This window comes from Burkholderia sp. KCJ3K979, from assembly GCF_016759955.1.
In the GTDB taxonomy this organism is placed as follows: domain Bacteria; phylum Pseudomonadota; class Gammaproteobacteria; order Burkholderiales; family Burkholderiaceae; genus Burkholderia; species Burkholderia orbicola.
Genome location: NZ_JACFYV010000001.1, coordinates 1 through 26,476, shown reverse-complemented (window position 1 = coordinate 26,476; position 26,476 = coordinate 1). Strand labels below are relative to the sequence as shown.

Annotated in this window: 23 protein-coding genes; 4 read left to right on the top strand and 19 right to left on the bottom strand. The window is 66.7% G+C overall.

Annotation, left to right across the window (positions count from 1 at the left end; translation table 11 throughout):
• The first annotated feature begins 302 nt into the window (after positions 1-302).
• On the top strand, positions 303-1,118 hold the full coding sequence (ppsR, locus tag H3O04_RS00115) for a posphoenolpyruvate synthetase regulatory kinase/phosphorylase PpsR (RefSeq protein WP_011549549.1): 816 nt from the start codon (positions 303-305) through the stop codon (positions 1,116-1,118).
• A gap of 100 nt (positions 1,119-1,218) precedes the next feature.
• On the opposite strand, the gene H3O04_RS00110 is transcribed toward ppsR, so the two are convergent.
• From H3O04_RS00110 to rpsB, 16 genes are all read right to left on the bottom strand, one after another.
• On the bottom strand, positions 1,219-2,001 hold the full coding sequence (locus H3O04_RS00110) for a TrmH family RNA methyltransferase (protein ID WP_006478506.1): 783 nt from the start codon (positions 1,999-2,001) through the stop codon (positions 1,219-1,221).
• On the bottom strand, positions 1,998-2,642 hold the full coding sequence (gene rnhB, locus H3O04_RS00105; RefSeq protein WP_006478505.1) for a ribonuclease HII: 645 nt from the start codon (positions 2,640-2,642) through the stop codon (positions 1,998-2,000). Before rnhB ends, H3O04_RS00110 begins: the two co-directional genes overlap by 4 nt.
• Positions 2,639-3,808, bottom strand: coding sequence for a lipid-A-disaccharide synthase (gene lpxB, locus H3O04_RS00100; RefSeq protein WP_043888491.1), 1,170 nt, complete (start codon positions 3,806-3,808; stop codon positions 2,639-2,641). The genes rnhB and lpxB overlap by 4 nt, the downstream gene beginning before the upstream one ends.
• Before the next feature lie 3 nt (positions 3,809-3,811).
• Complete coding sequence (gene lpxA / locus H3O04_RS00095; RefSeq protein WP_006478502.1) at positions 3,812-4,600, bottom strand: acyl-ACP--UDP-N-acetylglucosamine O-acyltransferase; 789 nt, start codon at positions 4,598-4,600, stop codon at positions 3,812-3,814.
• 67 nt (positions 4,601-4,667) lie between these two features.
• A complete protein-coding gene (fabZ, locus tag H3O04_RS00090; protein ID WP_006495559.1) occupies positions 4,668-5,135 on the bottom strand; it encodes a 3-hydroxyacyl-ACP dehydratase FabZ in 468 nt (155 codons plus the stop codon).
• 129 nt (positions 5,136-5,264) lie between these two features.
• The gene (lpxD, locus tag H3O04_RS00085; RefSeq protein WP_011549545.1) at positions 5,265-6,359 is read right to left on the bottom strand and encodes a UDP-3-O-(3-hydroxymyristoyl)glucosamine N-acyltransferase; all 1,095 of its coding nucleotides are present in this window, start codon (positions 6,357-6,359) and stop codon (positions 5,265-5,267) included.
• 16 nt (positions 6,360-6,375) lie between these two features.
• A complete protein-coding gene (locus tag H3O04_RS00080) occupies positions 6,376-6,873 on the bottom strand; it encodes an OmpH family outer membrane protein (protein WP_011549544.1) in 498 nt (165 codons plus the stop codon).
• 64 nt (positions 6,874-6,937) lie between these two features.
• Positions 6,938-9,247 carry an outer membrane protein assembly factor BamA gene (gene bamA / locus H3O04_RS00075; protein WP_034196349.1) on the bottom strand — a complete coding sequence of 770 codons (2,310 nt, stop codon included), beginning with the start codon at positions 9,245-9,247 and terminating at the stop codon, positions 6,938-6,940.
• A 61-nt stretch (positions 9,248-9,308) separates the two neighbouring features.
• The gene (gene rseP / locus H3O04_RS00070; RefSeq protein WP_011549542.1) at positions 9,309-10,682 is read right to left on the bottom strand and encodes an RIP metalloprotease RseP; all 1,374 of its coding nucleotides are present in this window, start codon (positions 10,680-10,682) and stop codon (positions 9,309-9,311) included.
• Between the two features lie 11 nt (positions 10,683-10,693).
• Positions 10,694-11,890, bottom strand: a complete 1,197-nt coding sequence (locus tag H3O04_RS00065) for a 1-deoxy-D-xylulose-5-phosphate reductoisomerase (protein ID WP_006478497.1) — start codon at positions 11,888-11,890, stop codon at positions 10,694-10,696.
• Between the two features lie 15 nt (positions 11,891-11,905).
• Positions 11,906-12,727, bottom strand: coding sequence for a phosphatidate cytidylyltransferase (locus H3O04_RS00060; RefSeq protein ID WP_006478495.1), 822 nt, complete (start codon positions 12,725-12,727; stop codon positions 11,906-11,908).
• Positions 12,721-13,503, bottom strand: a complete 783-nt coding sequence (gene uppS / locus H3O04_RS00055; RefSeq protein WP_006478494.1) for a polyprenyl diphosphate synthase — start codon at positions 13,501-13,503, stop codon at positions 12,721-12,723. Before uppS ends, H3O04_RS00060 begins: the two co-directional genes overlap by 7 nt.
• 49 nt (positions 13,504-13,552) lie before the next feature.
• Positions 13,553-14,113, bottom strand: a complete 561-nt coding sequence (gene frr / locus H3O04_RS00050) for a ribosome recycling factor (RefSeq protein WP_006478492.1) — start codon at positions 14,111-14,113, stop codon at positions 13,553-13,555.
• A 91-nt stretch (positions 14,114-14,204) separates the two neighbouring features.
• A complete protein-coding gene (gene pyrH / locus H3O04_RS00045) occupies positions 14,205-14,918 on the bottom strand; it encodes a UMP kinase (protein ID WP_006402648.1) in 714 nt (237 codons plus the stop codon).
• Between the two features lie 156 nt (positions 14,919-15,074).
• Positions 15,075-15,956: a translation elongation factor Ts gene (tsf, locus tag H3O04_RS00040; RefSeq protein ID WP_011549541.1), complete on the bottom strand. Its 882-nt coding sequence runs from the start codon at positions 15,954-15,956 to the stop codon at positions 15,075-15,077.
• A gap of 162 nt (positions 15,957-16,118) precedes the next feature.
• On the bottom strand, positions 16,119-16,859 hold the full coding sequence (gene rpsB / locus H3O04_RS00035) for a 30S ribosomal protein S2 (RefSeq protein ID WP_011352461.1): 741 nt from the start codon (positions 16,857-16,859) through the stop codon (positions 16,119-16,121).
• A gap of 379 nt (positions 16,860-17,238) precedes the next feature.
• On the opposite strand from rpsB, the gene map reads away from it, so the two are divergent.
• From map to H3O04_RS00020, 3 genes are read left to right on the top strand one after another with little or no spacing between them, the layout of a single operon-like run.
• Entirely contained in the window at positions 17,239-18,054 is an 816-nt protein-coding gene (gene map / locus H3O04_RS00030) for a type I methionyl aminopeptidase (protein WP_012328760.1), read from the top strand.
• A gap of 46 nt (positions 18,055-18,100) precedes the next feature.
• Complete coding sequence (locus H3O04_RS00025; RefSeq protein WP_006478486.1) at positions 18,101-20,677, top strand: [protein-PII] uridylyltransferase; 2,577 nt, start codon at positions 18,101-18,103, stop codon at positions 20,675-20,677.
• 16 nt (positions 20,678-20,693) lie between these two features.
• Entirely contained in the window at positions 20,694-22,571 is a 1,878-nt protein-coding gene (locus H3O04_RS00020; RefSeq protein WP_202586772.1) for a pseudouridine synthase, read from the top strand.
• A 79-nt stretch (positions 22,572-22,650) separates the two neighbouring features.
• Here the strand turns inward: H3O04_RS00020 and def are convergent, their stop codons facing one another.
• The 3 genes from def to H3O04_RS00005 form a co-directional block, all read right to left on the bottom strand.
• Positions 22,651-23,184, bottom strand: a complete 534-nt coding sequence (gene def / locus H3O04_RS00015; protein WP_006478485.1) for a peptide deformylase — start codon at positions 23,182-23,184, stop codon at positions 22,651-22,653.
• The gene (ligA, locus tag H3O04_RS00010; protein WP_006478484.1) at positions 23,181-25,256 is read right to left on the bottom strand and encodes an NAD-dependent DNA ligase LigA; all 2,076 of its coding nucleotides are present in this window, start codon (positions 25,254-25,256) and stop codon (positions 23,181-23,183) included. The genes def and ligA overlap by 4 nt, the downstream gene beginning before the upstream one ends.
• Before the next feature lie 164 nt (positions 25,257-25,420).
• The coding region (locus tag H3O04_RS00005; RefSeq protein WP_202586771.1) for a cell division protein ZipA C-terminal FtsZ-binding domain-containing protein at positions 25,421-26,476 on the bottom strand (1,056 nt) is incomplete at its 5' end.

Below are 26,476 nucleotides of genomic sequence, written 5' to 3'. Positions count from 1 at the left end.
GCGCGTCTTGCGCAACCTGTTAGATAAACACTCGCAGCGGCGGAAATCTTCCGACCCGATTTGCAAAAATCCCGGCAGAAGGGCGATATTTTCAGACAAATCGCCAGACTTGCCGGGAGTTCTGGAATCGCGCGGCCCAGCCACGGGGCGCCGTTCGCGCCCTGCCCCCGCAATTGCTTATCCAACAGGTTGCCGCTATTCTACCGTGCCGGCTGCCGGATGTGGCGCGACCTTGTCACTGGGTCTGGAGGCTCGCCTCCAGCCGCCCGCGCAACTGCCCTTCACGCTCGACGTCCAGATTCATGCTGCCTACCGTATTCATCGTCTCCGACGGCACCGGGATCACTGCCGAAACCTTCGCGCACTCGATCCTCTCCCAGTTCGACCAGAAATTCCGCCTCGTGCGCGTGCCGTTCGTCGACTCGCTCGACAAGGCCTATGCGACCGTCGAGAAGATCAACGAGGCCGCCGTGCACGACGGCCGTCGCGCGATCGTGTTCACGACGCTCGTCGACAGCGAGTCGAACGACATCGTCAAACGCTCGAACGCGCTCGTGCTCGACATGTTCCAGCGCTTCGTCGAACCGCTCGAGCAGGAACTCGAGCTCAAGTCGAGCCACGCGATGGGCCGCGGCCATCAGAACGCGGACACCGAGGAATACAAGACGCGGATCGAGGCGATCAACTTCTCGCTCGCGCACGACGACGGCCAGTCGAATCGCAACCTGTCGGAGGCCGACGTGATCCTCGTCGGCGTGTCGCGCAGCGGCAAGACGCCGACGAGCCTGTATCTCGCGATGCAGTACGGCGTGAAGGCGGCCAACTATCCGCTGATTCCGGAAGACTTCGAACGCGGCAAGCTGCCGTCGGCGCTGGCGCCGTACAGCGAGAAGCTGTTCGGGCTGTCGATCGACCCGCAGCGCCTGTCGGAGATCCGCAACGAGCGCCGGCCGGGCAGCAAGTACGCGGCACCCGAGAACTGCCGTTACGAGATCAACGAGGCCGAAGCGATGATGCGCCGCGAAGGGATCAAATGGCTGTCGTCGACGCACAAGTCGATCGAGGAAATCGCGACGACGATCCTGCAGGAAATCCGGCTCGACCGGCAGTCGTATTGAGCGCGGAGGCGCTGGCGGCCGTCAGGCCGTCGCCGAAAGCAGCAAGGCCGCGTCAAACGCGGCCTTGTTTCGTTTCACGGCACATGCACCGCGCGCGGCGTCACGCCGGTCGCTGCTGCCGCACCTGCTCGAACAGGCACACTGCCGCCGCCGCCGCGACGTTCAGCGACTCCATCCCGCCCGGCTGCGGAATCGTCACGCGATGCGTGGCCGCGTCGCGCCAGAATGCCGACACGCCGGCACCTTCGTTGCCGAACACCCAGGCGACGGGCCCCGACAGGTCGCAGTCGTAGACCGCCTGCGCGCCGTGCGAGTCGGTCAGCGCGACCGGCACGTCGAGGCGTTCGGCAAGCGCCTCAGCTTCGACGTCCTCATGGATCGACAACAGGAAATGCGCGCCCATGCCCGAACGCAGCACCTTCGACGACCACGCATAGGCCGTCCCCGGCGCGCAGAACACGTGACGCACGCCGGCTGCCGCCGCGCTGCGCAGGATCGAGCCGACGTTGCCGGCATCCTGCACGCCGTCGAGCACGACCGACGTGTGCGTCACGCGTTCGGGCAGCGGGTGCGCCGGCCGGTCGACCAGCAGCAGGAAGCCGACGCCGTTGACGACGTTCGACAACTGCCCGAACAGCGCGTTGGGCAGCGTGACGATCCGCTGCGCGTCGATGCGTGCGACGATCGCCTGCGCCTCGGCGAGGCCGAGCGCACCTTCGGTCGTGACGCACAGTTCGGGCGTCGCGCCCGTATCGAGGTACGCGCTTGCCAGGTGGAAACCTTCGAGCAGCGCCTGGCCGCTGCGGCGCTGATGGGGCGTCGAACCCGCGAGCGCCTTCAGGCGCTTGTACAGCGGATTGTCGCGGGATGTGATGCTTTTCATCGAATCAGGTCAAGCGCCGCACGAACCGGCGCGAACGAGCGCCGATGCGCTTCGCACGGGCCGTGCTCGCGGAGTGCGGCAAGGTGTTTCGCGGTGCCGTAGCCCGCATGCACGTTGAAGCCGTACACCGGGAAGCGTTCGTGCAGGTCGACCAGCATCCGGTCGCGCGTGACCTTCGCGAGGATCGACGCGGCCGAGATGCTCGGCACGAGCGCGTCGCCACTGACGATCGCCTCGGCACGCACGCTCAGCGTCGGGCAGCGGTTGCCGTCGATCTGCGCGAGCGTCGGCAGTACCGACAAGCCTTCGACGGCGCGCTTCATCGCGAGCATCGTCGCGTGCAGGATATTCAGCGTATCGATCTCGTCGACACTCGCCGACGCGACGCAATACGCGTGCGAACGCGTGACGATCAGGTCGTACAGCGCGTCGCGCTTCTTCGCGGACAGCACTTTCGAATCGTCGAGCCCGTCGATCGGCTGCGCCGGATCGAGGATCACCGCGGCGGCGACTACCGGCCCCGCGAGCGGGCCGCGGCCGGCTTCGTCGACGCCGCAGACGATCTCGTCCGGACGGCTGAAGTCGAAACCGCCCTGCACGTCGCTCGACGCGCGGCGGCGTGGTGCACGGACTGCGGTCATGCGCGCCCCTTGCGTTGTTCGAGCACACGCACGACGGCTTCGGCCGCCTTCGCGGCCGTGTTCTGCCGCAGCGACAGATGCATTTCGGTAAACACTTCGGTCAGCGTGCGGCGGTTCGCGTCGTCGCGCAGCTGCGTGAGCGTCGCATCGGCGAGCGCCTCGGGCGTCGCGAAATGCTGCAGCAGCTCGGGCACGACGAAGCGACCCGCCAGGATGTTCGGCAAGCCGACATACGGCAGGTAGCCCTGTCGGCGCATGATCTGCCCGGTCAGCCAGGGCACCTTGTAGGAGATCACCATCGGCTTTTTCAGCAGCGCGGCTTCCAGCGTGACGGTGCCGCTCTTCACGAGGATCGCGTCGGCGGCCGTCATCGCGACCTGCGAGCGGCCATCGGTGATCGTCAATGCGAGCTGCGGGTGCGCGTCGACGAGCGGCTGCAGCAGTTCGCGCAGTGCGGGCGTCGCGGCCGGCATCACGAATCGCACGCCGGGTTCGCGCTGCTGCATCAACGCCATCGCCGCGAAGAACGTCGGGCCGATCAGCGCGATCTCCGAGCGCCGGCTGCCCGGCAGCACCGCGATCACGGGGCCGTCGGCCGGCAGACCCAGCGCGATGCGCGCACCGTGCGTGTCGGGTTCGAGCGGGATTTCGTCGGCGAGCGGATGACCGACGTAGGTCGATGCGACGCCGGCCTTGTCGAGGATCGCCGGCTCGAACGGGAACAGGCACAGCATGTGGTCGACGGACTTCGCGATCTTCTTGATGCGGCCGCCGCGCCACGCCCAGATCGACGGGCACACGAAGTGGATCGACGGAATGCCCGCGTCGCGCGCGGCCTGCTCGACGTTGAAGTTGAAATCGGGTGCGTCGACGCCGATGAACGCGTCCGGCCGCTCGGCGAGCAGCTGGCGCTTCAGTTCGCCGCGAATCCGCAGGATCTCGGGAATCTGGCCCAGCGCCTCGACATAGCCGCGCACGGTCAGCTTGTCCATCTGCCAGTGCGAGTCGAAGCCCTGCGCGATCATGCGCTGCCCGCCGATCCCGTAATACTGGGCCGATTCGGGCAGCCGCTCGCGCAGCCCGCCGAGCAGCGACGCCGCGAGCAGGTCGCCCGACGGCTCGCCGGCCACCATCGCGAGTCGCAGCTGATTGGTCGGGAGCGGCATCGCTTAGCGGATGATGCCGCGTTGCGACGCGTCGATGAACTCGACGAGCGCCGTCACCGGTGCATCGCCGTCGCCGCCCGCTTCCGCGAGTTCGCGCAGTTGCACCTTCGCTTCTTCCAGCGACAGGCCGTTCTTGTACAGCACGCGGTACGCGCTGCGCAGCGCCGAGATCGCATCGGCCGAGAAGCCGCGCCGGCGCAGCCCTTCGACGTTGATCCCGTGCGGCTCGGCCTTGTTGCCGGCTGCGATCACGAACGGGGGGATGTCCTGCACGAGCGCCGACGCGCCGCCCAGCATCGAGTGCGCGCCGATGCGCACGAACTGGTGCACGCCCGACATCCCGCCGATGATCGCGAAGTCGCCGATCTCGACGTGACCGGCCATCTGCGCGTTGCTCGACAGGATCACGTTGTTGCCGACGCGGCAGTCATGGCCGATGTGCACGTAGGCCATGATCCAGTTGTCGTCGCCGAGCGTCGTCACGCCGACGTCCTGCACGGTGCCCGTGTGGATCGTCGTGAATTCGCGGATCGTGTTGCGGTTGCCGATCACGAGCTTCGTCGGCTCGTCCTTGTACTTCATGTCCTGCGGACGACCGCCGACCGACGCGTAATGGCCGATGCGGTTGTCCTCGCCGAGCGTCGTATGGCCTTCGATCACGCTGTGCGAGCCGATCGTCGTGCGCGCGCCGATCGTGACGTGCGGGCCGACGATCGCGTACGGGCCGATCTCGACCGATTCGTCGATCTGCGCGCCCGGTTCGACGATCGCGGTAGGATGAATCCTGGTCATGCGCCGTTGCCTCTCGATATGATGTGTCGCGTTGTTCGCGTGATGTTACCCATGCGTGCCGCGTCGCTCAGGGCGCCGCGTCGGCCGTCTTGACCGTGCACATCAGTTCGGCTTCCGCCGCCACCTTGCCGTCCACTTCCGCCACCGCCTTGAACTTCCAGATGCCGCGGATGTAGCGCTCGAACGTCACGTTCAGGATCAGCTGGTCGCCCGGTTCGACCACGCGCTTGAAGCGCGCGCCGTCGATCCCGACGAAGTAATACAGCGTGTTCTCCGGGTCCTTCGGCTGCTCTTCCGCGAACGTCAGCAGCGCCGCGGCCTGGGCGAGCGCCTCGAGGATCAGCACACCCGGCATCACCGGCCGCTTCGGGAAATGCCCCTGGAAGAACGGCTCGTTGATCGACACGTTCTTCAGCGCTTTGATCCCTTTGTGCGGCTCGAGTTCGAGCACGCGATCGACGAGCAGAATCGGGTAGCGATGCGGCAGCAGCGTGAGGATCTTGTGGATGTCGAGATTGATTTTTTCAGTGCTCATGATGGTTCGTCTCACGCAGAGGCTGCGCGGTGGTGATGCAAAGGCTGAAGCGGGCCGCCGCGCGGCCCCGTCTGGCAAACCGGGCCGGTTGCGCTGGCCGTGCCCGGTTCGTGGTCTCGCATGATGCGCTCAGGCGTCGGTGCCGCCCTGGGCGGCGAGCGCGGCTTCGAGCGCCTTGATGCGCTCGCGCAGCTTGTCGAGGTTGCGCACGAGCGCGGCGCTCTTGTTCCATTCGCCGTGGTCGACGGCCGGAAACGCGCTGGTATAGATGCCGGCCTTCGGCAGCGACTTCGATACGCCCGACTTCGCGGTGATGATCACATAGTCGCCGAGCGTCACGTGGCCGGCGATCCCGGCCGCGCCACCGATCATGCAGTGGCGGCCGATCGTCGTGCTGCCCGCGATGCCGGCGCTGCCGGCGATCACCGTGTACGCGCCGATCCGGCAGTTGTGGCCGATCTGGACCTGGTTGTCGATCTTCACGCATTCCTCGATGACGGTATCCGCCATCGCACCGCGATCGATCGTCGTGTTCGCGCCGATTTCGACGTCCGGGCCGATCGTCACGCCGCCGACCTGCGGGATCTTGACCCAGCTGCCGGTACGCGCGTCGCCGTCGCCGACGAAATCCGGTGCGAAGCCGAAGCCGTCGGAGCCGATCACGGCGCCCGCATGGACGATCGCGCGCGGGCCGACCTTGCAGCCGTGGTACACCGATGCGTTCGGATAAAAGTGCGAGCCGGCGCCGATCGTCGTGCCGCGGCCGACGAACACGTTCGCGTCGAGCTGCACGCCGTCTTCGATCACCGCGCCGGCCTCGATCGTCACGTGCGGGCCGATCACCGCGGTCGCGGCGACCTTCGCGGCCGGATCGATCGTCGCGCTCGGATGCACGCCGGCCGCGCGCGGCGGCGTGGCGAGGTCGATGAACATCTGCGCGACGCGCGCGAAGTACGCGTACGGATTCGGCGTCACGATGAAGTTGCGGGGGCCGGCCGTCCGGCCTTGAGCGGCCGCACCCAGCTTTTCCAGATCCTTCGGTGCGATCAGGACCGCACCGGCGCGGGTCGACTCGACCTGCGACAGGTACTTCGGGTTCGCGAGGAACGCGAGCTGCTGAGGGCCCGCCTGGTCGAGCGGTGCGAGCCCGCCCACCTTGCACTGTGCGTCGCCGGCGATCTCGCCGCCGAACCGTTTTACGAGTTCCTCAAGCGTCAATGCCATTCGTCGTCTGCTCCGTTCAGTTCGTCGAGCCGGACGCGAGCGCCTTGAGCACCTTGTCGGTGATGTCGATGCGCGGGCTGACGTACACGGCTTCCTGCACGATCAGGTCGTAATTCTGCTGCTCCGCGATCTGCTTGATGACCTTGTTCGCCTTTTCCAGCACGGCCGCCAGCTCTTCGTTGCGACGCTGGTTCAGGTCTTCGCGGAACTCGCGCTGCTTGCGCTGGAAGTCGGTGTCGAGCTGCGCCAGATCGCGCTGCTTCTGCGCGCGATCAGCCGCCGACAGCGACGCGCCGTTCTTGTCCAGCGAATCGGACATCGACTTCAGACGCGCCGCCAGGTCCTGCAGATCCTTGTCACGCTTCGCGAACTCGGCTTCGAGCTTCGTCTGCGCCGCCTTGGCGGGCGCCGACTCGCGCAGGATCCGATCCGAATTGACCGCCGCGATGCGGGCGACGTCCTGTGCGTGCACCGTTGCCGCGCCCAGGGCCAGCGCAACGGTCAGCGCGCACATCACTCGTTTCGAAAACTTACCGGTTAGCAAAATTACCCTCTCGTTGCTGTTGTCATGCGTTCGGTCAGAACGCCGTCCCGATCTGGAACTGGAATTTCTGGTACTGGTCGCCTTCGTGCTTCTGCAGCGGGAAGCCGAGGCTCAGCTTCAGCGGGCCGATCGGCGAGATCCACGCGAGACCCACACCGTAGCCGTAACGCAGGCCGTTGGCGCCCGTACTCGTGCCGCCCGGCGCATTGCCCCACACGTTACCGCCGTCGAGGAACGTGAACACGCGCAGCGTGCGGTCGTAACCCGTGCCCGGCAGCGGGAACGTCAGCTCGATGTTGCCGACCAGCATTTTCGAACCGCCGATCGGATCGTTCGTCTTCGTGTCGCGCGGGCCCAGCGAGCTCGGCTCGTAGCCACGCACGGAGCCGATACCGCCCGCGTAGTAGTTCTTGAAGATCGGGTACGGGTTGCCGATACCGTTACCGTAGCCGCCTTGCAGGTTCAGGCCCAGGATGAAGCCGCGCGAGAACGAATAGTAGTACTGCGCCTGCAGGTCGGCCTTGTAGTACTGGATCTTGCCGACCGGCACGCCGTACTCCATGTTCGCCTGCGTGAAGTAGCCGCGGCTCGGGATCAGCGCGCTGTCACGCGCGTCGCGCGACCATGCGACCGTCAGCGGCACCGTGTTCGACACGCGGCCGAACTCGTTCACGTAATCCTGGTAGCTCTGCGGCGTGTTCGAATCGACGTCCAGGCGGTTCTGCTCGAAGCCCGCGCCGAAGTAGACGGTGTCGACTTCCGAGAACGGAATGCCGAACTTCAGGTTGCCGCCCGCGCTGATGATCCGGAAGCTCGAGCTCGTCGAATAGTAGAGCGGCTGGTACGTGCGGTAGAAGACGTCGGTGATCCGCTTGATGCCATCGACCGTGAAGTACGGGTCGACCTGCGTGACGGTCAGCGTGCGGTAGCTCTTCGCGGTGTTGACGTTCACCGACAGGCTCGTGCCCGAACCGAACACGTTGTCCTGCGACACGCCGGCCGACAGCACGACCTTGTCCGTCGACGAGAAGCCGGCACCCAGCGTGATCGCGCCGGTCGGTTTTTCGTCGACCTTCACGTTCACGTCGACCTGGTCGTTCGTGCCTTCGACCGGCACCGTCGTCACGTCGACGTTGGTGAAGTAGCCGAGGCGGTTCACGCGGTCCTTCGACAGCGCGAGGCGGTTCGAGTCGAACCACGAGCTTTCGAGCTGGCGCATCTCGCGGCGCACCACTTCGTCGCGCGTGCGCGTGTTGCCGACCACGTTGATGCGGCGCACGTACACGCGGCGGCTCGGATCGACGACGAGGTTCAGGTTCACCTTGTGGTTCGCCTGGTCGATGTCCGGCTGCGCGTTGACGGTCGCGAATGCGTAGCCGTATTCACCGAGCTTGTCGACGATCGACTTGGTGGTCTGCTGCAGCTTTTCGGCCGAGAAGCGGTCGCCCGGCTTGATCTTGATCAGCTTGTTGAGCTCGGCCTCGCGATCGAGCAGGTTGCCCGACAGCTTGATGCCCGACACCGTGTACGGCTCGCCTTCGTGCAGCGTGACCGTCAGGTACATGTCCTTCTTGTCCGGCGAGATCGACACCTGGGTCGACTCGATGTTGAACTCGAGGTAGCCGCGGTTCAGGTAGTACGAGCGCACGGCCTCGAGGTCGCCCGTGAGCTTTTCCTTCGAGTACAGGTCGTTCTTCGTGTACCAGGAGAACCAGTTCGGCGTCGACAGCTGCATCTCGTCGCGCAGCGTGCTGGTGCTGAACGCCTTGTTGCCGATGAAGTTGATCTGGCGGATCTTCGCGCTCGGGCCTTCGGCCACCGCGAACAGGATCGACACGCGGTTCGCGTCGACCGGCGTGATCGTCGTCTTGACCTCGGCCGCATAGAAGCCGCGCGTCAGGTACTGGCGCTTGAGCTCCTGCTCCGCCTTGTCGACGAGCGCCTTGTCGTAGTAGCGGCCATCGGCGAGGCCGACCGCGCGCAGCGCCTTCGTCAGGTTGTCCTTGTCGAATTCCTTCGTGCCGGTGAAGTCGATCGACGCGATGGCCGGACGCTCCTGCACCTGCACGATCACGACGTTGCCCTGCGTGGCGACGCGCACGTCGTTGAAAAAGCCCGTCGCGTACAACGCGCGGATTGCTTCGGATGCCTTGTCGTCCGTGAAGGTATCGCCCTGCTTGATCGGCAGATAGGCGAACACCGAACCCGCTTCGACGCGCTGCAGCCCCTCGATCTTGATGTCTTGCACCACGAACGGTGCCGCTGCATGCGCCGCGAGGCCGTGCGCGGCGAGCGCGGCCGCTGCAACTGTCTTAGGTACAAAGCGATGAGGTTTGAACAACATGCATCCCCAATATTTAGCTGCATCAAATCGGGCGGCTGGCCAGCGGCCGCCGCCTGACGCTTCAGAAATGGATTAACCGAGCCAGATCGTTGAACAGCGCGATCGCCGACAACGCGACGATGCAGATCAACCCGGCTCTTTGCAGAATCAGCTGCCAGCGCTCCGAGACGGCTTTCCCGGTCGCGGCTTCAACCGCATAATATAACAGATGCCCCCCGTCCAAAACGGGAATCGGCAACAAGTTCAGGACGCCAAGGCTAATGCTGACAAGGGCGAGGAACGACAGGAACGCCGACGGACCGAGCCGCGCGCTCTTGCCTGCGTAGTCGGCGATCGTCACCGGGCCGGACAGGTTCTTCAGCGACGCGTTGCCCGTGATCATCCGCCCGAACATCTTCAGCGAATACACGGAAATGTCCCACGTGCGGTGCGCGCCGAGCCGCAGGCTCTCGATCGGCCCGTAGCGCACGTCCACCGACGGCGCGTGCATCGACAGCGCCGCGCCGATGCGGCCGATCTGCTGCCCCGATTCGTCGTCACGCTGCATCTGCGGCACGATCGACACCGTCTGTGCGGCGCCATTGCGCTCGATCCGCAGCTCGAGCGGCTGGCCCGCATGGTGCTTCACCGTATCGATGAAACGCGCCGCGCCGCCGATCGGCTTGCCGTCGAGCGCGACCAGCTTGTCGCCGACCTTCAGGCCGGCCTGCTCCGCCGCGCTGCCCGGCTGCACCGACGCGACCGACAACGTGCCGCCGCCGGCCTCGAAGCCCAGATGGGCCATGAAGTCGTCGTCGAGCTGGCTGTCGGGCACGTTGCGGAGGTCGACGCGGAAGTCGAACGTCGCATTGCCGTCGCGCGCGCCGAGCACGACCTCGCGATGGTCGAACGCGGCCGACAGCAGCTTCCAGCGCAGGTCCGACCACGATCGCACCGGCTCGGACTCGCCGCCCTGCGCGTTGCGGATCGACACGACCGTCTCGCTGCCGTCGAAGCCCGCGCGAGCCGCTGCGGTGCCGGCGGCCGGCGGCGCGACGATCGCGGTCGGCTCGGTCACGCCGGTGGCGAATACGAGGGAAAACAGTGCGATTGCCAGCAGGAAGTTTGCAATCGGCCCGGCCGCGACGATCGCGATGCGCTTGTAGACCGACTGGCGGTTGAATGCCTGGCCGAGCTCTTCGGCCGGGATGCCGCCCGGGCCCGGATCGCGCTCGTCGAGCATCTTCACGTAGCCGCCGAGCGGCAGCACGGACAGCGTCCACTCGGTGCCCGTCCTGCGGCTGACCCAGCGCGCGATGGGCTGGCCGAAGCCGATCGAGAAACGCAGCACCTTCACGCCGCACCAGCGCGCGACGCGATAATGTCCGTACTCATGCACGACGACCAGTACCCCGATCGCCACCGCAAACGCGACCAGTTCGACCAGCACGTTCATGAGCACCCCATTCAGACAGTACGCTCCACGCGTGGCGCAGGCGCTTTCGCAATGATCGCGGCGGCGAGGCGGCGAGCCTCGGCATCCGCCGCGAGGACGTCGTCGAGCCCGTCGGGCGCGCGATTCGGCAGCGTGTTGAGCACGGCGTCGACCGTCGCCGCGATCGCCATGAAGCCGATCCGGCGCTCGAGAAATGCTTCGACCGCCACTTCGTTCGCCGCGTTCAATGCGGCGCTCGCGATACCGCCTTCCTCCAGTGCCTTCAGCGCGAGCGCGAGGCACGGGAAGCGCGCGTAATCGGGCCTCTCGAACGACAGCTGGGCGATCTGCGCGAGGTCGAGCTGGTCTACGCCCGCGTCGACGCGCTCGGGGAATGCGAGCGCGTGGGCGATCGGCGTGCGCATGTCGGGGTTGCCGAGCTGCGCAAGCACCGAGCCGTCGCGGTACGACACGAGCGAATGGATCACGCTCTGCGGATGGATCAGCACGTCGATCCGGTCACCCGGCAACCCGAAGATCCAGTGGGCCTCGATCACCTCGAGGCCCTTGTTCATCATCGTCGCGGAATCGACCGAGATCTTGCGGCCCATCACCCAGTTCGGGTGCTTGCATGCCTCGTCCGGCGTCACGTCGACGAGCGTGGCCGGTTCACGCGTGCGGAACGGCCCGCCCGACGCGGTCAGGATGATCTTCGAGATCCCGCCGTGCTCGGCCGCGTCGCGCGGCATGCACTGGAAGATCGCGTTGTGTTCGCTGTCGACCGGCAGCAGGATCGCGCCATGGTCGCGCACGGCGTCCATGAAGATCGCGCCCGACATCACGAGCGCTTCCTTGTTCGCGAGCAGGATCCGCTTGCCGGCGCGTGCGGCCGCCAGGCTCGGCGCGAGGCCGGCCGCGCCGACGATCGCCGCGACCACCGTGTCGCAGCCGTCGCTCTTCGACACGTCGACGAGCGCCTGCGGCCCGTGCAGCACGACCGTCTTGCTGCCCGCCGCGCGCAGTTTCGCGTCGACGTGCGCGGCGGTTGCGGCATCGCCGACCACCGCCACCTCAGGCGCGAAGCGCAGACACTGCTCGACGAGCTTGTCGCCGTTGCGGTGCGCGGTCAGCGCGTAGACCGAGAAGCGCTCGGGATGGCGCGCGACCACGTCGAGCGTGCTGTCTCCGATCGAGCCCGTGGAACCGAGCAATGTCAGACGTTTTTGCATAACAGGAATAATGGTTTAACCAAGCAGCAGCATCGCGAGCGGCAGCACCGGCAGCAGCGCGTCGACACGATCGAGCACGCCGCCGTGGCCCGGCAGCAGTCCGCTCGAATCCTTCACGCCCGCCTGCCGCTTCAGCAGCGACTCGAACAGGTCGCCGATCACGCTGTAGGCAACCAGCAGCGTCAGCGCGGCCCACGCACCGGGCATCCCGTAGCGCGCGGCAAATGCAGAAAACAGGGTCGGTTCGAATGCGTGCACGGCCATCGCGACACCGGCGACGACCATCACCGCGAACCAGCCGCCGATCGCGCCTTCCCAGCTCTTGCCGGGGCTGATCGTGATGGCCAGTTTACGCTTTCCGAAGGCCTTGCCCGCGAAGTATGCGCCGATATCGGCCAGCCAGACGACGAGAAGCAGCGACAGCACGAACGGCACGCCCAGCGCGCGGGCTGCCACGAGCGCGTGCCAGCAGGCGGCAAACACGACGAGGCCCGCAGCCAGCAGGAACGGCCGCCAGACGCCGCCCGCGAGTGCGGGCTTGCGCCGCAGCGCGAACGGGCCGACCAGCAGCCAGAACACGCCGGCCGCCATGAAAAGGGGACGGGACGCAGCCGCATCGACGCCGAGCGGCGCGGTGGCTGCGAGCGCGAGCGCCGCGACGAGCGCATAGACGACCGGACCGGCGCCGCCGAGCTTCAGCAGGCGCGCCCATTCCCACGCGGCGAACACCAGCACGACGCCGATCAGCGCGCCGAACCCGGCGAGCGGCGCGAACAGCGTCACCGGCAGCAGCACTGCCAGCATCACGATCGCCGTGATCACACGGGTTTTCAGCATGAAAGGGAGTCGGCGTTCTGCGATTGCGGTTCGAGCTGCGCACTCGTGCGCCCGAAACGGCGCTCGCGCTCGGTATACGACGCCATCGCGTCGGCCAGTGCCGCGCCGTCGAAATCCGGCCAGTACTTGTCGGTGAAATAGAATTCGGCGTACGCGAGCTGCCACAGCAGGAAGTTGCTGACGCGTTGCTCGCCGCCGGTGCGGATGAAGAGATCGGGCTCCGGCGCGTAGGCCATCGCCAGGTGCGGCGCGAATGCGTCCTCGGTCACCTCGACCTCGCGGCCTTCGCGCACGGCCTGCTCGACGAGCTTCTTCGTCGCCTGCAGGATGTCCCAACGGCCACCGTAGTTGGCCGCGATGGTGAGCGTCAGACGGGTATTGCGCGCCGTCTTGGTTTCGGCACGGCGAATCAGCTCGCGGATGCGCGGCTCGAAACGGTCGAGATCGCCGACGACGCGCAGGCGGATCCCGTTCGCATGCAGCTTGCCCACTTCGCGCTCGAGCGCGGTGATGAACAGCCGCATCAGGAACGACACTTCGTCGTTCGGCCGGCGCCAGTTTTCCGAACTGAACGCGAACAGCGTCAGGTATTCGACGCCGGCGCGCGCGCAGCCCTCGACCACCGCCCGCACGGCATCGACGCCGCGGGTGTGCCCCGCGACGCGCGGCAAGCGGCGTTCGGTCGCCCAACGGCCATTGCCGTCCATGATGATCGCGATGTGACGCGGCACGACACCGACGTCAGGCACGCGAACGGTAGAGCTGGTATAGGTCATGGCCGTTGAGACAGTAATGCGGGAAGAAGGCGGCGCGCGAGGACGGTCGTCAGACCGTCATGATCTCGGCTTCCTTGGTCTGCACGAGCTTGTCGATTTCGGCAACGTGCTTGTCGGTCAGCTTCTGCACGTCGTCGCTCGCGCGGCGCTCGTCGTCTTCCGAGATTTCCTTGTCCTTCACGAGCTTCTTCAGCGCTTCGTTCGCGTCGCGGCGCAGGTTGCGGATTGCGACCTTGGCCGTTTCGCCTTCGCTCTTCACGACCTTGGTCAGCTCGCGGCGGCGCTCTTCCGTCAGCGCGGGCATCGGCACGCGGATCAGGTCGCCGGTCGTTGCCGGATTCAGGCCCAGATCGGCTTCGCGGATGGCCTTCTCGACCTTCGCGACCATGTTCTTTTCCCACGGCTGCACGCCGATCGTGCGCGCGTCGACGAGCGTCAGGTTCGCGACCTGCGAGATCGGCACCATCGAGCCGTAGTAGTCGACCTGCACGTGATCGAGCAGACCGGTGTGTGCACGGCCCGTACGGATCTTGGCCAGATCGTTCTTGAACGCTTCGATCGAGCGCTGCATCTTTTGCTCGACGCCCTTCTTGACATCAGCGACACTCATTTCAACCTCCGAACCTTCAAACCTTCAAAGAACGCGGGCCCCGCCCGGCGCATGTCGCGCGCCGCGGCCTGTCGCCCGCATCCGCGGGAGTTTACACGTGGACGAGCGTACCTTCGTCCTCGCCCAGCACGATGCGCTTGAGCGCGCCCGGCTTGTTGATCGAAAACACGCGAATCGGCAGCTTCTGGTCGCGGCACAGCGCAAACGCCGTCGCGTCCATCACCTGCAGGTTGCGGCTGATCGCCTCGTCGAAGCTGATCGTCGTGTAACGCGTGGCCGACGGATCCTTCTTCGGATCGGCAGAATATACGCCATCGACCTTGGTCGCCTTCAGCACGACTTCGGCGCCCACTTCCGAACCGCGCAGCGCGGCGGCGGTATCCGTCGTGAAGAACGGGTTGCCGGTGCCGGCCGCGAAGATCACGACGCGGCCTTCCTCGAGCTGGCGGATCGCGCGGGGCCGGATGTACGGCTCGACGACCTGGTCCATGCGCAGCGCGGACTGCACGCGCGCCTCGATGCCGGCGTGGCGCATCGCGTCCTGCAGCGCCAGCGCGTTCATCATCGTCGCCAGCATCCCCATGTAGTCGGCCGTCGCGCGGTCCATGCCGGCCGCGCCGCCCGCGACACCACGGAAAATATTACCGCCACCGATCACGACCGCGAGCTGCGTCCCGAGACGCACGACTTCGGCGATATCGGCCACCATCCGTTCGATCGTCGCGCGATTGATGCCGAAGGCATCGTCGCCCATCAGCGCTTCGCCGGAGAGTTTGAGGAGGACGCGTTTATAGGCATTGGACATAGGGGCTTCCGAGCGACGAGAGGATGACAACCACGAACTGTAGGGGCGAAATACTGATTCGGGCAAGCGCCGACGACCGGACCGGGGTTCCCGGCCGGCCGGCGGCGCCGCCGGCCGCGGCGGAGCGGACGCCCGCCGCGGATGCTGCCTGACTGCTTACTGCTGCTTTGCTGCTGCGACTTGCGCGGCCACTTCGGCGGCGAAGTCGTCCTGGCGCTTCTCGATGCCTTCGCCGACGACGAACAGCGCGAACTTCTGCACCGTCGCATTCGCTGCCTTCAGCATCTGCTCGATCGTCTGCTTGTCGTTCTTCACGAACGTCTGGTTCAGCAGCGACACTTCCTTCAGGTACTTCTGGACGCTGCCGTCGACCATCTTGGCGACGATTTCGGCCGGCTTGCCCGATTCCGCGGCCTTCTGCTCGGCGACGCGGCGTTCCGTGTCGATCAGTTCAGCCGGCACGTCGGCCGACGACAGCGCGACCGGCTTCATCGCGGCGATGTGCATCGCGACGTCCTTGCCGACCTGCTCTTCCGCACCCGTGTACTCGACGATCACGCCGATACGCGCGCCGTGCAGGTACGTGGCGATCTTGTTCGCGGTTTCGAAACGGACGAAACGGCGGATCGACACGTTCTCGCCGATCTTGCCGATCAGCGCCAGACGCACTGCGTCGACGGTCGAGCCTTCGAGCGGCAGCGCCGACAGCGCGGCCACGTCGGCCGGGTTCTGCGTCGCGACGAGTTCCGCGACCGTCTTCGAGAACGCGAGGAAGTCGTCGTTCTTCGCGACGAAGTCGGTTTCGCAGTTCAGTTCGACCAGCGCGCCTGCGTTGCCGCCGACGAACGATGCGACGACGCCTTCTGCCGTCACGCGCGATGCGGCCTTGCTCGCCTTGTTGCCGAGCTTGACGCGCAGCAGTTCTTCAGCCTTGGCCAGATCGCCGTCGGCTTCCGTCAGCGCCTTCTTGCACTCCATCATCGGTGCGTCGGTCTTCGCGCGCAGTTCTGCCACCATGCTTGCGGTAATTGCCGCCATCATTCGCTCCTTGAGTCTGTATTCACAACGCCGCCCGCTTGGACGCGAACGGCCGAGATTCGTTTCCGGACCCGCACCGATTCGGCGCGATCAGGTCCGGCGCACAAGCTTAAAAAAAGGGGGCCTGTTGAGAGCCCCCTTTTTGCGCCGGCTCGGGGCCAGTTACGCGTTTTCCTCGACGTACTCGTCGTCGCCGCGTGCGGCCTGGACCACTTCGTTGACCGCGTTCGCGCGGCCTTCGAGGATCGCGTCGGCCACGCCTTCGGCGTACAGCGCGACTGCCTTGCTCGAGTCGTCGTTACCCGGGATCACGTAATCCACACCTTCCGGCGAGTGGTTCGTATCGACCACGGCGATGACCGGCACGCCCAGCTTGTTCGCTTCCGTGACGGCGATCTTGTGGTAGCCGACGTCGACGACGAAAATTGCGTCCGGAATGCCGCCCATGTCCTTCACGCCGCCGATCGACTTCTGCAGCTTGGCGATTTCGCGTTCGAACAGCAGCGCTTCCTTCTTGCTCATCTTCTCGGTTTCGCCCGATTCGACGGCCGCTTCCATGTCCTTCAGGCGCTTGATCGATACCTTCAGCGTCTTGAAGTTGGTCATCATGCCGCCGAGCCAGCGTGCGTTGACGTACGGCATGCCCGCACGTTGCGCTTCCTGGGCGATCGTGTCACGCGACTGGCGCTTCGTGCCGACGAACAGGATCGTGCCGCGGTTCGCTGCCAGCTGGCGCACGTACTTCTGTGCGTCCGTGAACATCGGCAGCGTCTTTTCGAGGTTGATGATGTGAATCTTGTTGCGGTGACCGAAAATGAACGGAGCCATCTTCGGGTTCCAGAAGCGCGTCTGGTGACCGAAGTGGACACCCGCTTCCAGCATTTGGCGCATCGTAACTGCCATGTAAATTCTCCACGAGGGTTGGGTCTTAAGCCGGCTGCCGTACCGCCGCGCGACCCCGCCTCGAAGGACGTGGATTCCGCACGGACGGCACCCTGGTTGCGCCGGCTTGCGATTCGGCACGTGCGAAACGCCCGTGCCGTAAGCCTTTCACCGCGATGCCGCCCCAAGATGGGGCACAACGGCAAATTTGGATATCGACTTAGCCAAAGAGTATAGCACGCGGATTTGTCCGCTCTCAAGTCGCGCGGCACTTCCGCTTGCCGCGCGGCAGCTGGCCGGACAATCCGCGAAAACCCGCATCCGCGCGGCCGGCAGGGGCTGCGAGGCCCGCCATAAGGTGCGATAATCCGTCAATTCACCGCATTCCAGGCATACCTCGATGGCTATTACGCTCAAAAACGAACACGATATCGCGGAGATGCGCGTCGCCTGCCGTCTCGCGAGCGAAGTGCTCGACTTCATCACGCCGCACGTCGTCGCGGGCGTCACGACCGCCGAACTCGACCGCCTCTGCCACGAGTTCATGCTCAACGAGCAAGGCACGATCCCCGCGCCGCTGAACTACCAGCCGCCCGGCTATCCGCCGTACCCGAAGGCCACCTGCATTTCGGTCAACGACGTGATCTGCCACGGCATTCCCGGCGAGAAGGTGATCAAGAACGGCGACGCGCTCAACATCGACATCACCGTGATCAAGAACGGCTACTTCGGCGACACCAGCCGGATGTTCATCGTCGGCGAGGGTTCGATCCTCGCGAAGCGCCTCGTGCAGACCACCTACGAATGCATGTGGCTCGGCATCGACCAGGTCAAGCCCGGCGCGCACCTCGGCGACATCGGCTACGCGATCCAGAAGCACGCGGAGGCACAGGGCTACAGCGTCGTGCGCGAATACTGCGGCCACGGCATCGGCACGGTGTTCCACGAGGACCCGCAGGTCGTCCACTACGGTCGCCCGGGCACCGGCATCGAACTGAAGGCCGGGATGATCTTCACGATCGAGCCGATGATCAACGCCGGCAAACGCGACATCCGCACGATGCCCGACCAGTGGACGGTCAAGACGCGCGACCGCAGCCTGTCCGCGCAGTGGGAGCACACGGTGCTCGTCACCGAAACCGGTTACGAAGTGCTGACCGTGTCGGCCGGCACGCCGGCGCGCCCCGTGTTCGCGCAACCGGCCGCCGCCGTCTGAGCGCCGTCGCGCCAGCCCGCCCCACCCCGCACCTGAACGGCCGCCCATGAGCGCTCACGCTGCCCCCTCGCCCGAAGCGCTGTCGCGGCGCGCCGAATTCAAGGCCGCCAAGACGGAGATGCTGGAGCGCTTTCGTCACGCGGCGAACGTCGCGTCGCTGATGCACGCGCTGTCGAAACTCACCGACGATGCATTGAAGCGCGTGTGGGACGAATGCGGGCTGCCCGCGACGCTCGCGCTCGTCGCCGTCGGCGGCTACGGGCGCGGCGAGCTCGCGCCCTATTCCGACGTCGACATCCTCGTGCTGCTGCCGGATGCGCACGACGCAGCGCTCGACGCGCGCATCGAGCGGTTCATCGGGATGGCGTGGGATCTCGGCCTCGAGATCGGCAGCAGCGTGCGCACGGTCGCGCAGTGCATCGAGGAGGCGTCGCAGGACGTCACGGTGCAGACCTCGCTGCTGGAAGCGCGCCGCATCGTCGGCAGCACCGCGCTGTTCGAGCGCTTCACCGTGCGCTACCACGAAGCGCTCGACGCCCGCGCGTTCTTCACCGCGAAGGTGCTCGAGATGCGCCAGCGCCACGCGAAGTTCCAGGACACGCCGTACAGCCTCGAACCGAACGTGAAGGAAAGCCCCGGCGGGCTGCGCGACCTGCAGACGATCCTGTGGATCGCACGCGCGGCCGGCTTCGGCAGCAGCTGGCGCGAACTCGACACACGCGGCCTCATCACCGACCGCGAAGCGCGCGAGCTGCGCCGCAACGAAGGCTTCCTGAAGACGCTACGCGCGCGGCTGCACGTGATCGCCGGGCGCCGCCAGGACATGCTCGTGTTCGACCTGCAGACGCAGGCCGCCGAAAGCTTCGGCTATCAGCCGACGCAGGCCAAGCGCGCGAGCGAGCAGTTGATGCGCCGCTACTACTGGGCCGCGAAAGCCGTCACGCAGCTCGCGACGATCCTGATCCAGAACATCGAGGCGCAGCTGTTCCCCGCGACGAGCGGCATCACGCGCGTGCTGTCGGCCGATCGCTTCGTCGAGAAACAGGGGATGCTCGAGATCGTCGACGACGGCGTGTTCGAGCGCCATCCCGACGCGATCCTCGAAGCGTTCCTGCTGTACGAAACGACCCGCGGCGTGAAAGGCCTGTCCGCCCGCACGCTGCGCGCGCTGTACAACTCGCGCGAGATCATGAACAACGCGTGGCGCCGCGATCCGCAGAACCGCGCCACGTTCATGCGGATCCTGCAGCAGCCCGAAGGCATCACGCACGCGTTCCGGCTGATGAACCAGACGAGCGTGCTCGGCCGCTATCTGCTGAATTTCCGCCGTATCGTCGGCCAGATGCAGCACGACCTGTACCACGTGTACACGGTCGATCAGCACATCCTGATGGTGCTGCGCAACATCCGCCGCTTCGCGGTGGCCGAGCATGCGCACGAATACCCGTTCTGCAGCCAGCTGATCGGCAACTTCGAGCGCCCGTGGGTGCTGTACGTCGCGGCGCTGTTCCACGACATCGCGAAGGGCCGCGGCGGCGATCACTCGACGCTCGGGATGGCCGACGCGCGACGCTTCTGCCGCGAGCACGGCATCGCCGGCGACGACGCGGCGCTGATCGTGTGGCTCGTCCAGCATCACCTGACGATGAGCCAGGTCGCGCAGAAACAGGACACGAGCGACCCCGAAGTCATCAAGCGCTTCGCCGAGGTGGTCGGTAACGAACGCTACCTCACCGCGCTCTACCTGCTGACCGTCGCCGATATCCGCGGCACGAGCCCGAAGGTGTGGAACACCTGGAAGGGCAAGCTGCTCGAGGATCTGTACCGCATCACGCTCGCGGTGCTCGGCGGCGCGAACCCCGACGCGCATTCGGAGCTGAAGTCGCGGCAGGAGCAGGCGCTCGCGCTGCTGCGCCTGGAAACCGTGCCCGACGACGCGCACCGCGCGCTGTGGGATCAGCTCGACGTCGGCTTCTTCCTGCGTCACGACGCGGCCGACATCGCGTGGCAGACGCGCGTGCTGTACCGGCACGTGAACGCCGAAACCGCGATCGTCCGCGCGCGGCCGTCGCCGATCGGCGACGCGCTGCAGGTGCTCGTGTACGTGAAGGATCGCCCCGACCTGTTCGCGGGCATCTGCGCGTATTTCGACCGCAACGGGCTGTCGGTGCTCGATGCGCGCGTCAGCACGACGCGGCACGGCTACGCGCTCGACAACTTCATCGTCACGCAGACCGAACGCGACGTGCGTTACCGCGACATCGCGAATCTCGTCGAGCAGCAGCTCGCGACGCGGCTCGCCGAAACCGCATCGCTGCCGGAACCGTCAAAGGGCCGCCTGTCGAGGCTGTCCCGGACGTTTCCGATCACGCCGCGCGTCGACCTGCGGGCCGACGAGCGTGGTCAGTACTACATCCTGTCCGTGTCCGCCAACGACCGGCCGGGCCTTCTCTATTCGATCGCGCGCGTACTCGCCGAACATCGGATCGGCGTCCATGCGGCGCGGATCAATACGCTCGGCGAGCGCGTCGAAGACATCTTCCTGCTCGCGGGCGCCGGCCTGTCCGACAACCGCCTGCAGATCCAGCTCGAAACCGAATTGCTGCGTGCGATCGCAGTCTGAATGAATCCCAGCGTTTATGCGCACCAAATTAACCGTCAAGAATCCGAAGCCGGCGTCGCCGACTCGCGCCCCTGTCCGCTCCGGCAGCCTCGTCGCCCGCAAGCCGGTGCGCCCCGCCGCGCCGCCCGCGGGGGATAAGCCGGCCCGCCCGAAGAAGGCGCCCGCTGCGGCCGCCGCCACCGGCGAGCGCTCGTTCAAGCCGCGTGGTGCGGCCGGCGCCGAGCGTCCGGGCGCGGATCGCGCACCGGCCAAGCGCGCCCCGCGTGACGGCGGCGCCGAGCGTGGCGCGCGCGCGCCGTATCGTGACAATGCGGCCGGTGAAGGTGCGAAGCGCAGTTTCGGCGATCGCCGCACGTCGTCGGATCGGCCGCCTCGCCGTGGCGATGACGATGCGCGACCGCGTCGTGCCGGTGCCGACGATGGCAAGCGCCCTTCCTACCGCGACAACGCGACCGGTGAAGGCGCGAAGCGCAGTTTTGGCGATCGACGCACATCGTCCGATCGTCCGGCTCGCCGCGATGACGATGCACGTCCGCGTCGCGCGGGTGGCGAAGGCAGCACGCGCGCGCCCTATCGCGACAACGCATCCGGCGAAGGCGCGAAGCGCAGCTTCGGGGACCGCCGCACGTCGTCCGATCGTCCGCCGCGCCGTGATGACGATGCACGTCCGCGCCGCGCAGGCGCCGACGAAGGCAAGCGCCCGTCCTATCGCGACAACGCGGCTGGCGAAGGCGCGAAACGCAGCTATGGCGACCGCCGTCCGTCGTCCGATCGCCCGCCCCGCCGTGATGACGACACGCGTCCGCGCCGTGCAGCAGGTGGCGACGACAGCAAGCGCCCGTCCTACCGCGACAAGCCCGCTGGCGAAGGGGCGAAGCGCAGCTTCGGCGACCGCCGCACGTCGTCTGATCGCCCCCCGCGCCGCAATGATGACGATGCGCGGCCGCGTCGTGCCGGTGCCGACGAAGGCAAGCGCCCGTCCTACCGCGACAAGCCCGCCGGCGATGGCGCGAAGCGCAGCTTCGGCGACCGTCCGGCCCGCCCCGCGCGCGATGGCGAGCGCCGTTCGTTCGGCGCGGTGAAGACCGCGCAACCCGTCAAGCGCGCGGCGGCCGACGTCGACTACGGCGACGAAACGGGCCTGCTGCGCCTGTCGAAGCGGATGTCCGAACTCGGCATGTGCTCGCGCCGCGAAGCCGACGAATGGATCGAAAAGGGCTGGGTGCTCGTCGACGGCGAACGCATCGACACGCTCGGCACCAAGGTGCGCGCCGACCAGAAGATCGAGATCGACGAGCGTGCGAGCGCCGCGCAGGCCGCGCAAGTGACGATCCTGCTGCACAAGCCGGTCGGCTACGTATCGGGCCAGGCGGAAGACGGCTACGAGCCGGCGGCCGTGCTGATCACGCGCGCGAACCGCTGGAGCGGCGACCATTCGCCGGTGCGCTTCTCGCCGCAACACCTGCATGCACTCGCACCGGCCGGCCGTCTCGACATCGACTCCACCGGCCTGCTCGTGCTGACGCAAAACGGCGTGATCGCGAAGCAGTTGATCGGCGAACAGTCGGACATCGACAAGGAATACCTGGTGCGCGTGCGCTTCGGCGAGCGACTGATCGACATCGACCAGCACTTCCCGGCGGAATCGCTCGCGAAGCTGCGCCACGGCCTTGAGCTCGACGGCGTCGCGCTGAAGCCCGCGCTGGTGAGCTGGCAGAACGGCGAGCAGTTGCGCTTCGTGTTGCGCGAAGGCAAGAAGCGCCAGATCCGCCGCATGTGCGAACTGGTCGGCCTCGACGTGATCGGCCTGAAACGCGTGCGCATGGGTCGCGTGATGCTCGGCGCGCTGCCGCAAGGCCAATGGCGCTATCTGTCCGCCGACGAGACGTTCTGACCGTAGGCGCACCCGGTGCGCGATCCAATGAAAAAGCCCGCTCAAGCGGGCTTTTTCATTTTCGCGGAAGCGCGGACGATCAGTCGTCGTCGGCCGGATCGAGCCCGGGGAACAGCACCTCGGTGAAACCGAAGCGCGTGAAATCGGTGATCCGCATCGGATACAGCTTGCCGATCAGATGATCGTACTCATGCTGAACCACGCGCGCATGGAACCCCTCGGCGACGCGATCGATCTTCTGGCCGAACTGGTCGAAGCCGCTGTAGCGCACCTTCGCGTAGCGGCTGACGACGCCGCGCATGCCCGGCACCGACAGGCAGCCTTCCCAGCCCTCTTCCATCTCCGGCGGCAGGTACTCGACCTTCGGGTTGATCAGCACGGTCTCCGGCACCGGCGGCGCATCCGGGTAGCGGTTGTTGTTGCCGAAGCCGAAGATGATGATCTGAAGCCCGATGCCGATCTGCGGCGCGGCGAGCCCCGCGCCGTTCGCGTGGTGCATCGTCTCGAACATATCCGCGACGATCTCGTGCAGCTCGGGTGTATCGAACCGCTCGACCGGCTGGGCGATTTCGAGCAGGCGCGGATCGCCCATCTTCAGGATCTCGCGAATCATGGCGTATTGCCCTCCAGGAGTTGGTGCAGACCGTCTTCGTCCAGCACGGGGATGCCGAGTTCCTCGGCCTTCGCGAGCTTGCTGCCGGCTTCGGCGCCCGCGACCACGTAATCCGTCTTCTTCGATACCGAACCAGCCACCTTGGCGCCGGCCGCTTCGAGCATCTCCTTCGCCGCATCGCGCGTGAGATTCGGCAGCGTGCCCGTCAGCACGACCGTCTTGCCGGCCAGCACGCCCTGCGGCGCCTTCGGCGCGGGCGGCCCTTCCGGCCACGTGACCTTGCCCGGCGCGCGCAACTGCTCGATGACCGTGCGGTTGTGCTCTTCCGCGAAGAACTGGTGAATCGACTCGGCCACGATCGGCCCGACGTCGTTCACTTCGAGCAGTTCCTCGATCGACGCGTCCATGATCGGCGTCAGCGAGCCGAAATGCTTCGCGAGATCCTTCGCGGTCGATTCGCCGACATGGCGGATGCCGAGCCCGTAGATGAAGCGCGCGAGCGTCGTATGCTTGGCCTTCTCGAGCGAATCGAGCAGGTTCTGCGCGGACTTCTCGGCGAACCGGTCGAGTTCGGCCAGCGTCGCGAAGCCCAGATTGAACAGGTCGGCCGGCGTGCGCACGAGATTCAGCTCGACGAGCTGGTCGATGATCTTCTCGCCGAGGCCATCGATATCGAGCGCGCGGCGTTGCGCGAAATGCCACAGCGCCTGCTTGCGCTGCGCCGGGCAGAACAGCCCGCCCGTGCAGCGCGCGATCGCCTCGTCCGGCAGGCGCTCGATCTTCGAGCCGCACACCGGGCATTCGGTCGGCATCACGAATTCGGCCGCATCCGCCGGGCGCCGGTCGAGCAGCGCGCCGACGACTTCCGGAATCACGTCGCCCGCGCGCCGCACGATCACGGTGTCGCCGATCCGGATGTCCTTGCGGCGCACTTCGTCCTCGTTGTGCAGCGTCGCATTGGTCACGGTCGCGCCGCCGACGAACACCGGCTCGAGACGCGCGACCGGCGTGATCGCACCGGTGCGGCCGACCTGCACGTCGATCGCGACGAGCTTCGTCAGCGCTTCCTGCGCGGGGAACTTGTGCGCGAGCGCGAAGCGCGGCGCACGCGACACGAAGCCGAGCCGCTCCTGCTCGTCGCGCCGGTTGACCTTGTAGACGACGCCGTCGATGTCGTACGGCAGCGACTCGCGCTTCTCGCCGACCTTGCGGAAGAAGTCGAGCAAGCCTTCGGCGCCGTGCACGACCGCGCGCTCCCGGTTCACCGGCAGGCCGAGCGACTCGTACCAGTCGAGCAGCGCGCTGTGCGTGTCGGGCATCGGCATCCCGTCGAGCACGCCGATCCCGTACGCGAAGAACGACAGCGGCCGCTGCGCGGTGATTTTCGAGTCGAGCTGGCGCAGGCTGCCGGCCGCCGCGTTGCGCGGATTCGCGAATTCGCGCTGCTCGGCCGCGCGCTGGCGTTCGTTCAGGCGTGCGAAATCGCGCTTGAACATCAGCACCTCGCCGCGTACGTCGAGCACCGCCGGCACGTGCTTGCCCTTCAGCTTCAGCGGAATCGAGCGGATCGTGCGCACGTTCTCGGTCACGTCCTCGCCCGTCGTCCCGTCGCCGCGCGTCGCGGCCTGCACGAACACGCCTTGCTCGTAGCGCAGCGAGATCGCCAGGCCGTCGAACTTCAGTTCGCACGCGTATTCGACGGGGTCGGTCACCGAGCCGGCGAGATCGGTCGTCTTGGCGAGCGCGTCGGCGACGCGCTTGTCGAACGCGACGATGTCCTCGTCGGCGAAGCCGTTGTTCAGCGACAGCATCGGCGCATCGTGGACGACCGGCGTGAAGCCGCCGGCCGCTTCGCCGCCGACGCGCTGCGTCGGCGAATCGGGCGTCACGAGTTCGGGATGGTCGGTTTCGAGCTGCTGCAACTCGCGGAACAGCCGGTCGTATTCGGCGTCGGGCAGATCCGGCTGGTCGAGCACGTAATAGGCGTAGTTCGCCCGCTCGAGTTGGTCGCGCAGCCACGCGGCGCGCGCGTCGGGCTGGCTGGCTGGCGGTTCGGCTTGGGTTCGGGCCATGCTGGCGGCAGAGTCGTTCTGAAAAATCGGATGCCCGATTATCTCAGTTTGACGCCGCGGCGGGGTACGCAATGCGGGCCGGATGACGTGCTGCAGCGCACACGAAACAGTGCGCGCCGCAGCGACGGACGACGGCGCCAACGACCGTCGCCCGCGCCATCGCATTACTGGCTAAAGAGGCGGCGCGTGATCGGCGAACCGGCCGGGATGCCGGCTTCCTCGAGCTTCGCGTACAGCTTCATCAGTTGCTGGTCGATCGCGACCAGCGTCGACTCCGGCAGCGGCCGGCGCGAATCGTCGACGACGCGTGCGCCGATCCGCTCGGACAGCGACTTCGCGTAATCGCACATCAGCCGGAACGGCAGGATGTCCTCTTCCGCCACCGGCACGTCGAGCACCAGCGTGATCATGTTGCCGCCCTTGTACGTCAGGTCGTCGCGCAGGAAGTTGGTGTCGCCGAACTGCAGCATGAATACCGGGTTCTGCTTCGCGTCGAGCTTCACGAAGCGCGTGCCGTCGCGCGACAGCAGCAGCCCGTCCTGCGACGCGACCGCCTGCACGTAGTTCGCCGACCACGGCGCACCGTCCGACATCACGTTGATCGACAGTTGCGCGTCGCACTGCGCGGCAAACGCGTCGAGCTCGCGCGCCATCGCGACCGTTTCCATCATGTCCGGGAATTCCGGCGCGCCGTCGATCGCGTCCGCGAACTGCTGGACGCCCGTCACGAATTCGGAGAATTCGAGCTCGTTCAGCGCGCCGCTGCGGTTCGCAAGCTGGGCAGCCGCGCGCAGCTCTTCGTAGCGCACGCCGTTCTGCAGCAGTTCCCACTGGCCGCCTTCCGGCTTGCCTTCGATGTGCACGGGCTTGCTGCCCGCGCGGCGCAGTCGCTGCGCGACCGGCAGGATCTTGTCGCCCGGCAGCGGGCCGTTGAGGCGGATCGGCACGATGCAGTCGATCCGGCGGTCGACGATCGCAGGCGGCGCCGACGAGACCGTCGTCGCGGCCGGCATCACCGGTTCGGTCGGCTCGGCCGGTTCGGCCGCCGCTTCATGCGTGGCGGCGGGCACGGCCTCTTCGCCGGCAACCGGTTCGGTCGATTCGGCCGACGTGTCGACGCCCGTCGCCTCGGCCTGCAGGTCGGCCGGCGTATCGGCCGGCGCCGCGCCGCTCCCGGCCCCGCCGAACGTCGGCTCGACGCGCGCGGCTTCGGCCGCAGC

Bases quoted from the DNA above. Each gene is read 5' to 3' on its own strand.
- ppsR (WP_011549549.1), top strand. From the start codon at position 303: ATGCTGCCTACCGTATTCATCGTCTCCGACGGCACCGGGATCACTGCC.
- H3O04_RS00110 (WP_006478506.1), bottom strand. From the start codon at position 2,001: ATGAAAAGCATCACATCCCGCGACAATCCGCTGTACAAGCGCCTGAAG.
- rnhB (WP_006478505.1), bottom strand. From the start codon at position 2,642: ATGACCGCAGTCCGTGCACCACGCCGCCGCGCGTCGAGCGACGTGCAG.
- lpxB (WP_043888491.1), bottom strand. From the start codon at position 3,808: ATGCCGCTCCCGACCAATCAGCTGCGACTCGCGATGGTGGCCGGCGAG.
- lpxA (WP_006478502.1), bottom strand. From the start codon at position 4,600: ATGACCAGGATTCATCCTACCGCGATCGTCGAACCGGGCGCGCAGATC.
- fabZ (WP_006495559.1), bottom strand. From the start codon at position 5,135: ATGAGCACTGAAAAAATCAATCTCGACATCCACAAGATCCTCACGCTG.
- lpxD (WP_011549545.1), bottom strand. From the start codon at position 6,359: ATGGCATTGACGCTTGAGGAACTCGTAAAACGGTTCGGCGGCGAGATC.
- H3O04_RS00080 (WP_011549544.1), bottom strand. From the start codon at position 6,873: ATGTGCGCGCTGACCGTTGCGCTGGCCCTGGGCGCGGCAACGGTGCAC.
- bamA (WP_034196349.1), bottom strand. From the start codon at position 9,247: ATGTTGTTCAAACCTCATCGCTTTGTACCTAAGACAGTTGCAGCGGCC.
- rseP (WP_011549542.1), bottom strand. From the start codon at position 10,682: ATGAACGTGCTGGTCGAACTGGTCGCGTTTGCGGTGGCGATCGGGGTA.
- H3O04_RS00065 (WP_006478497.1), bottom strand. From the start codon at position 11,890: ATGCAAAAACGTCTGACATTGCTCGGTTCCACGGGCTCGATCGGAGAC.
- H3O04_RS00060 (WP_006478495.1), bottom strand. From the start codon at position 12,727: ATGCTGAAAACCCGTGTGATCACGGCGATCGTGATGCTGGCAGTGCTG.
- uppS (WP_006478494.1), bottom strand. From the start codon at position 13,503: ATGACCTATACCAGCTCTACCGTTCGCGTGCCTGACGTCGGTGTCGTG.
- frr (WP_006478492.1), bottom strand. From the start codon at position 14,113: ATGAGTGTCGCTGATGTCAAGAAGGGCGTCGAGCAAAAGATGCAGCGC.
- pyrH (WP_006402648.1), bottom strand. From the start codon at position 14,918: ATGTCCAATGCCTATAAACGCGTCCTCCTCAAACTCTCCGGCGAAGCG.
- tsf (WP_011549541.1), bottom strand. From the start codon at position 15,956: ATGGCGGCAATTACCGCAAGCATGGTGGCAGAACTGCGCGCGAAGACC.
- rpsB (WP_011352461.1), bottom strand. From the start codon at position 16,859: ATGGCAGTTACGATGCGCCAAATGCTGGAAGCGGGTGTCCACTTCGGT.
- map (WP_012328760.1), top strand. From the start codon at position 17,239: ATGGCTATTACGCTCAAAAACGAACACGATATCGCGGAGATGCGCGTC.
- H3O04_RS00025 (WP_006478486.1), top strand. From the start codon at position 18,101: ATGAGCGCTCACGCTGCCCCCTCGCCCGAAGCGCTGTCGCGGCGCGCC.
- H3O04_RS00020 (WP_202586772.1), top strand. From the start codon at position 20,694: ATGCGCACCAAATTAACCGTCAAGAATCCGAAGCCGGCGTCGCCGACT.
- def (WP_006478485.1), bottom strand. From the start codon at position 23,184: ATGATTCGCGAGATCCTGAAGATGGGCGATCCGCGCCTGCTCGAAATC.
- ligA (WP_006478484.1), bottom strand. From the start codon at position 25,256: ATGGCCCGAACCCAAGCCGAACCGCCAGCCAGCCAGCCCGACGCGCGC.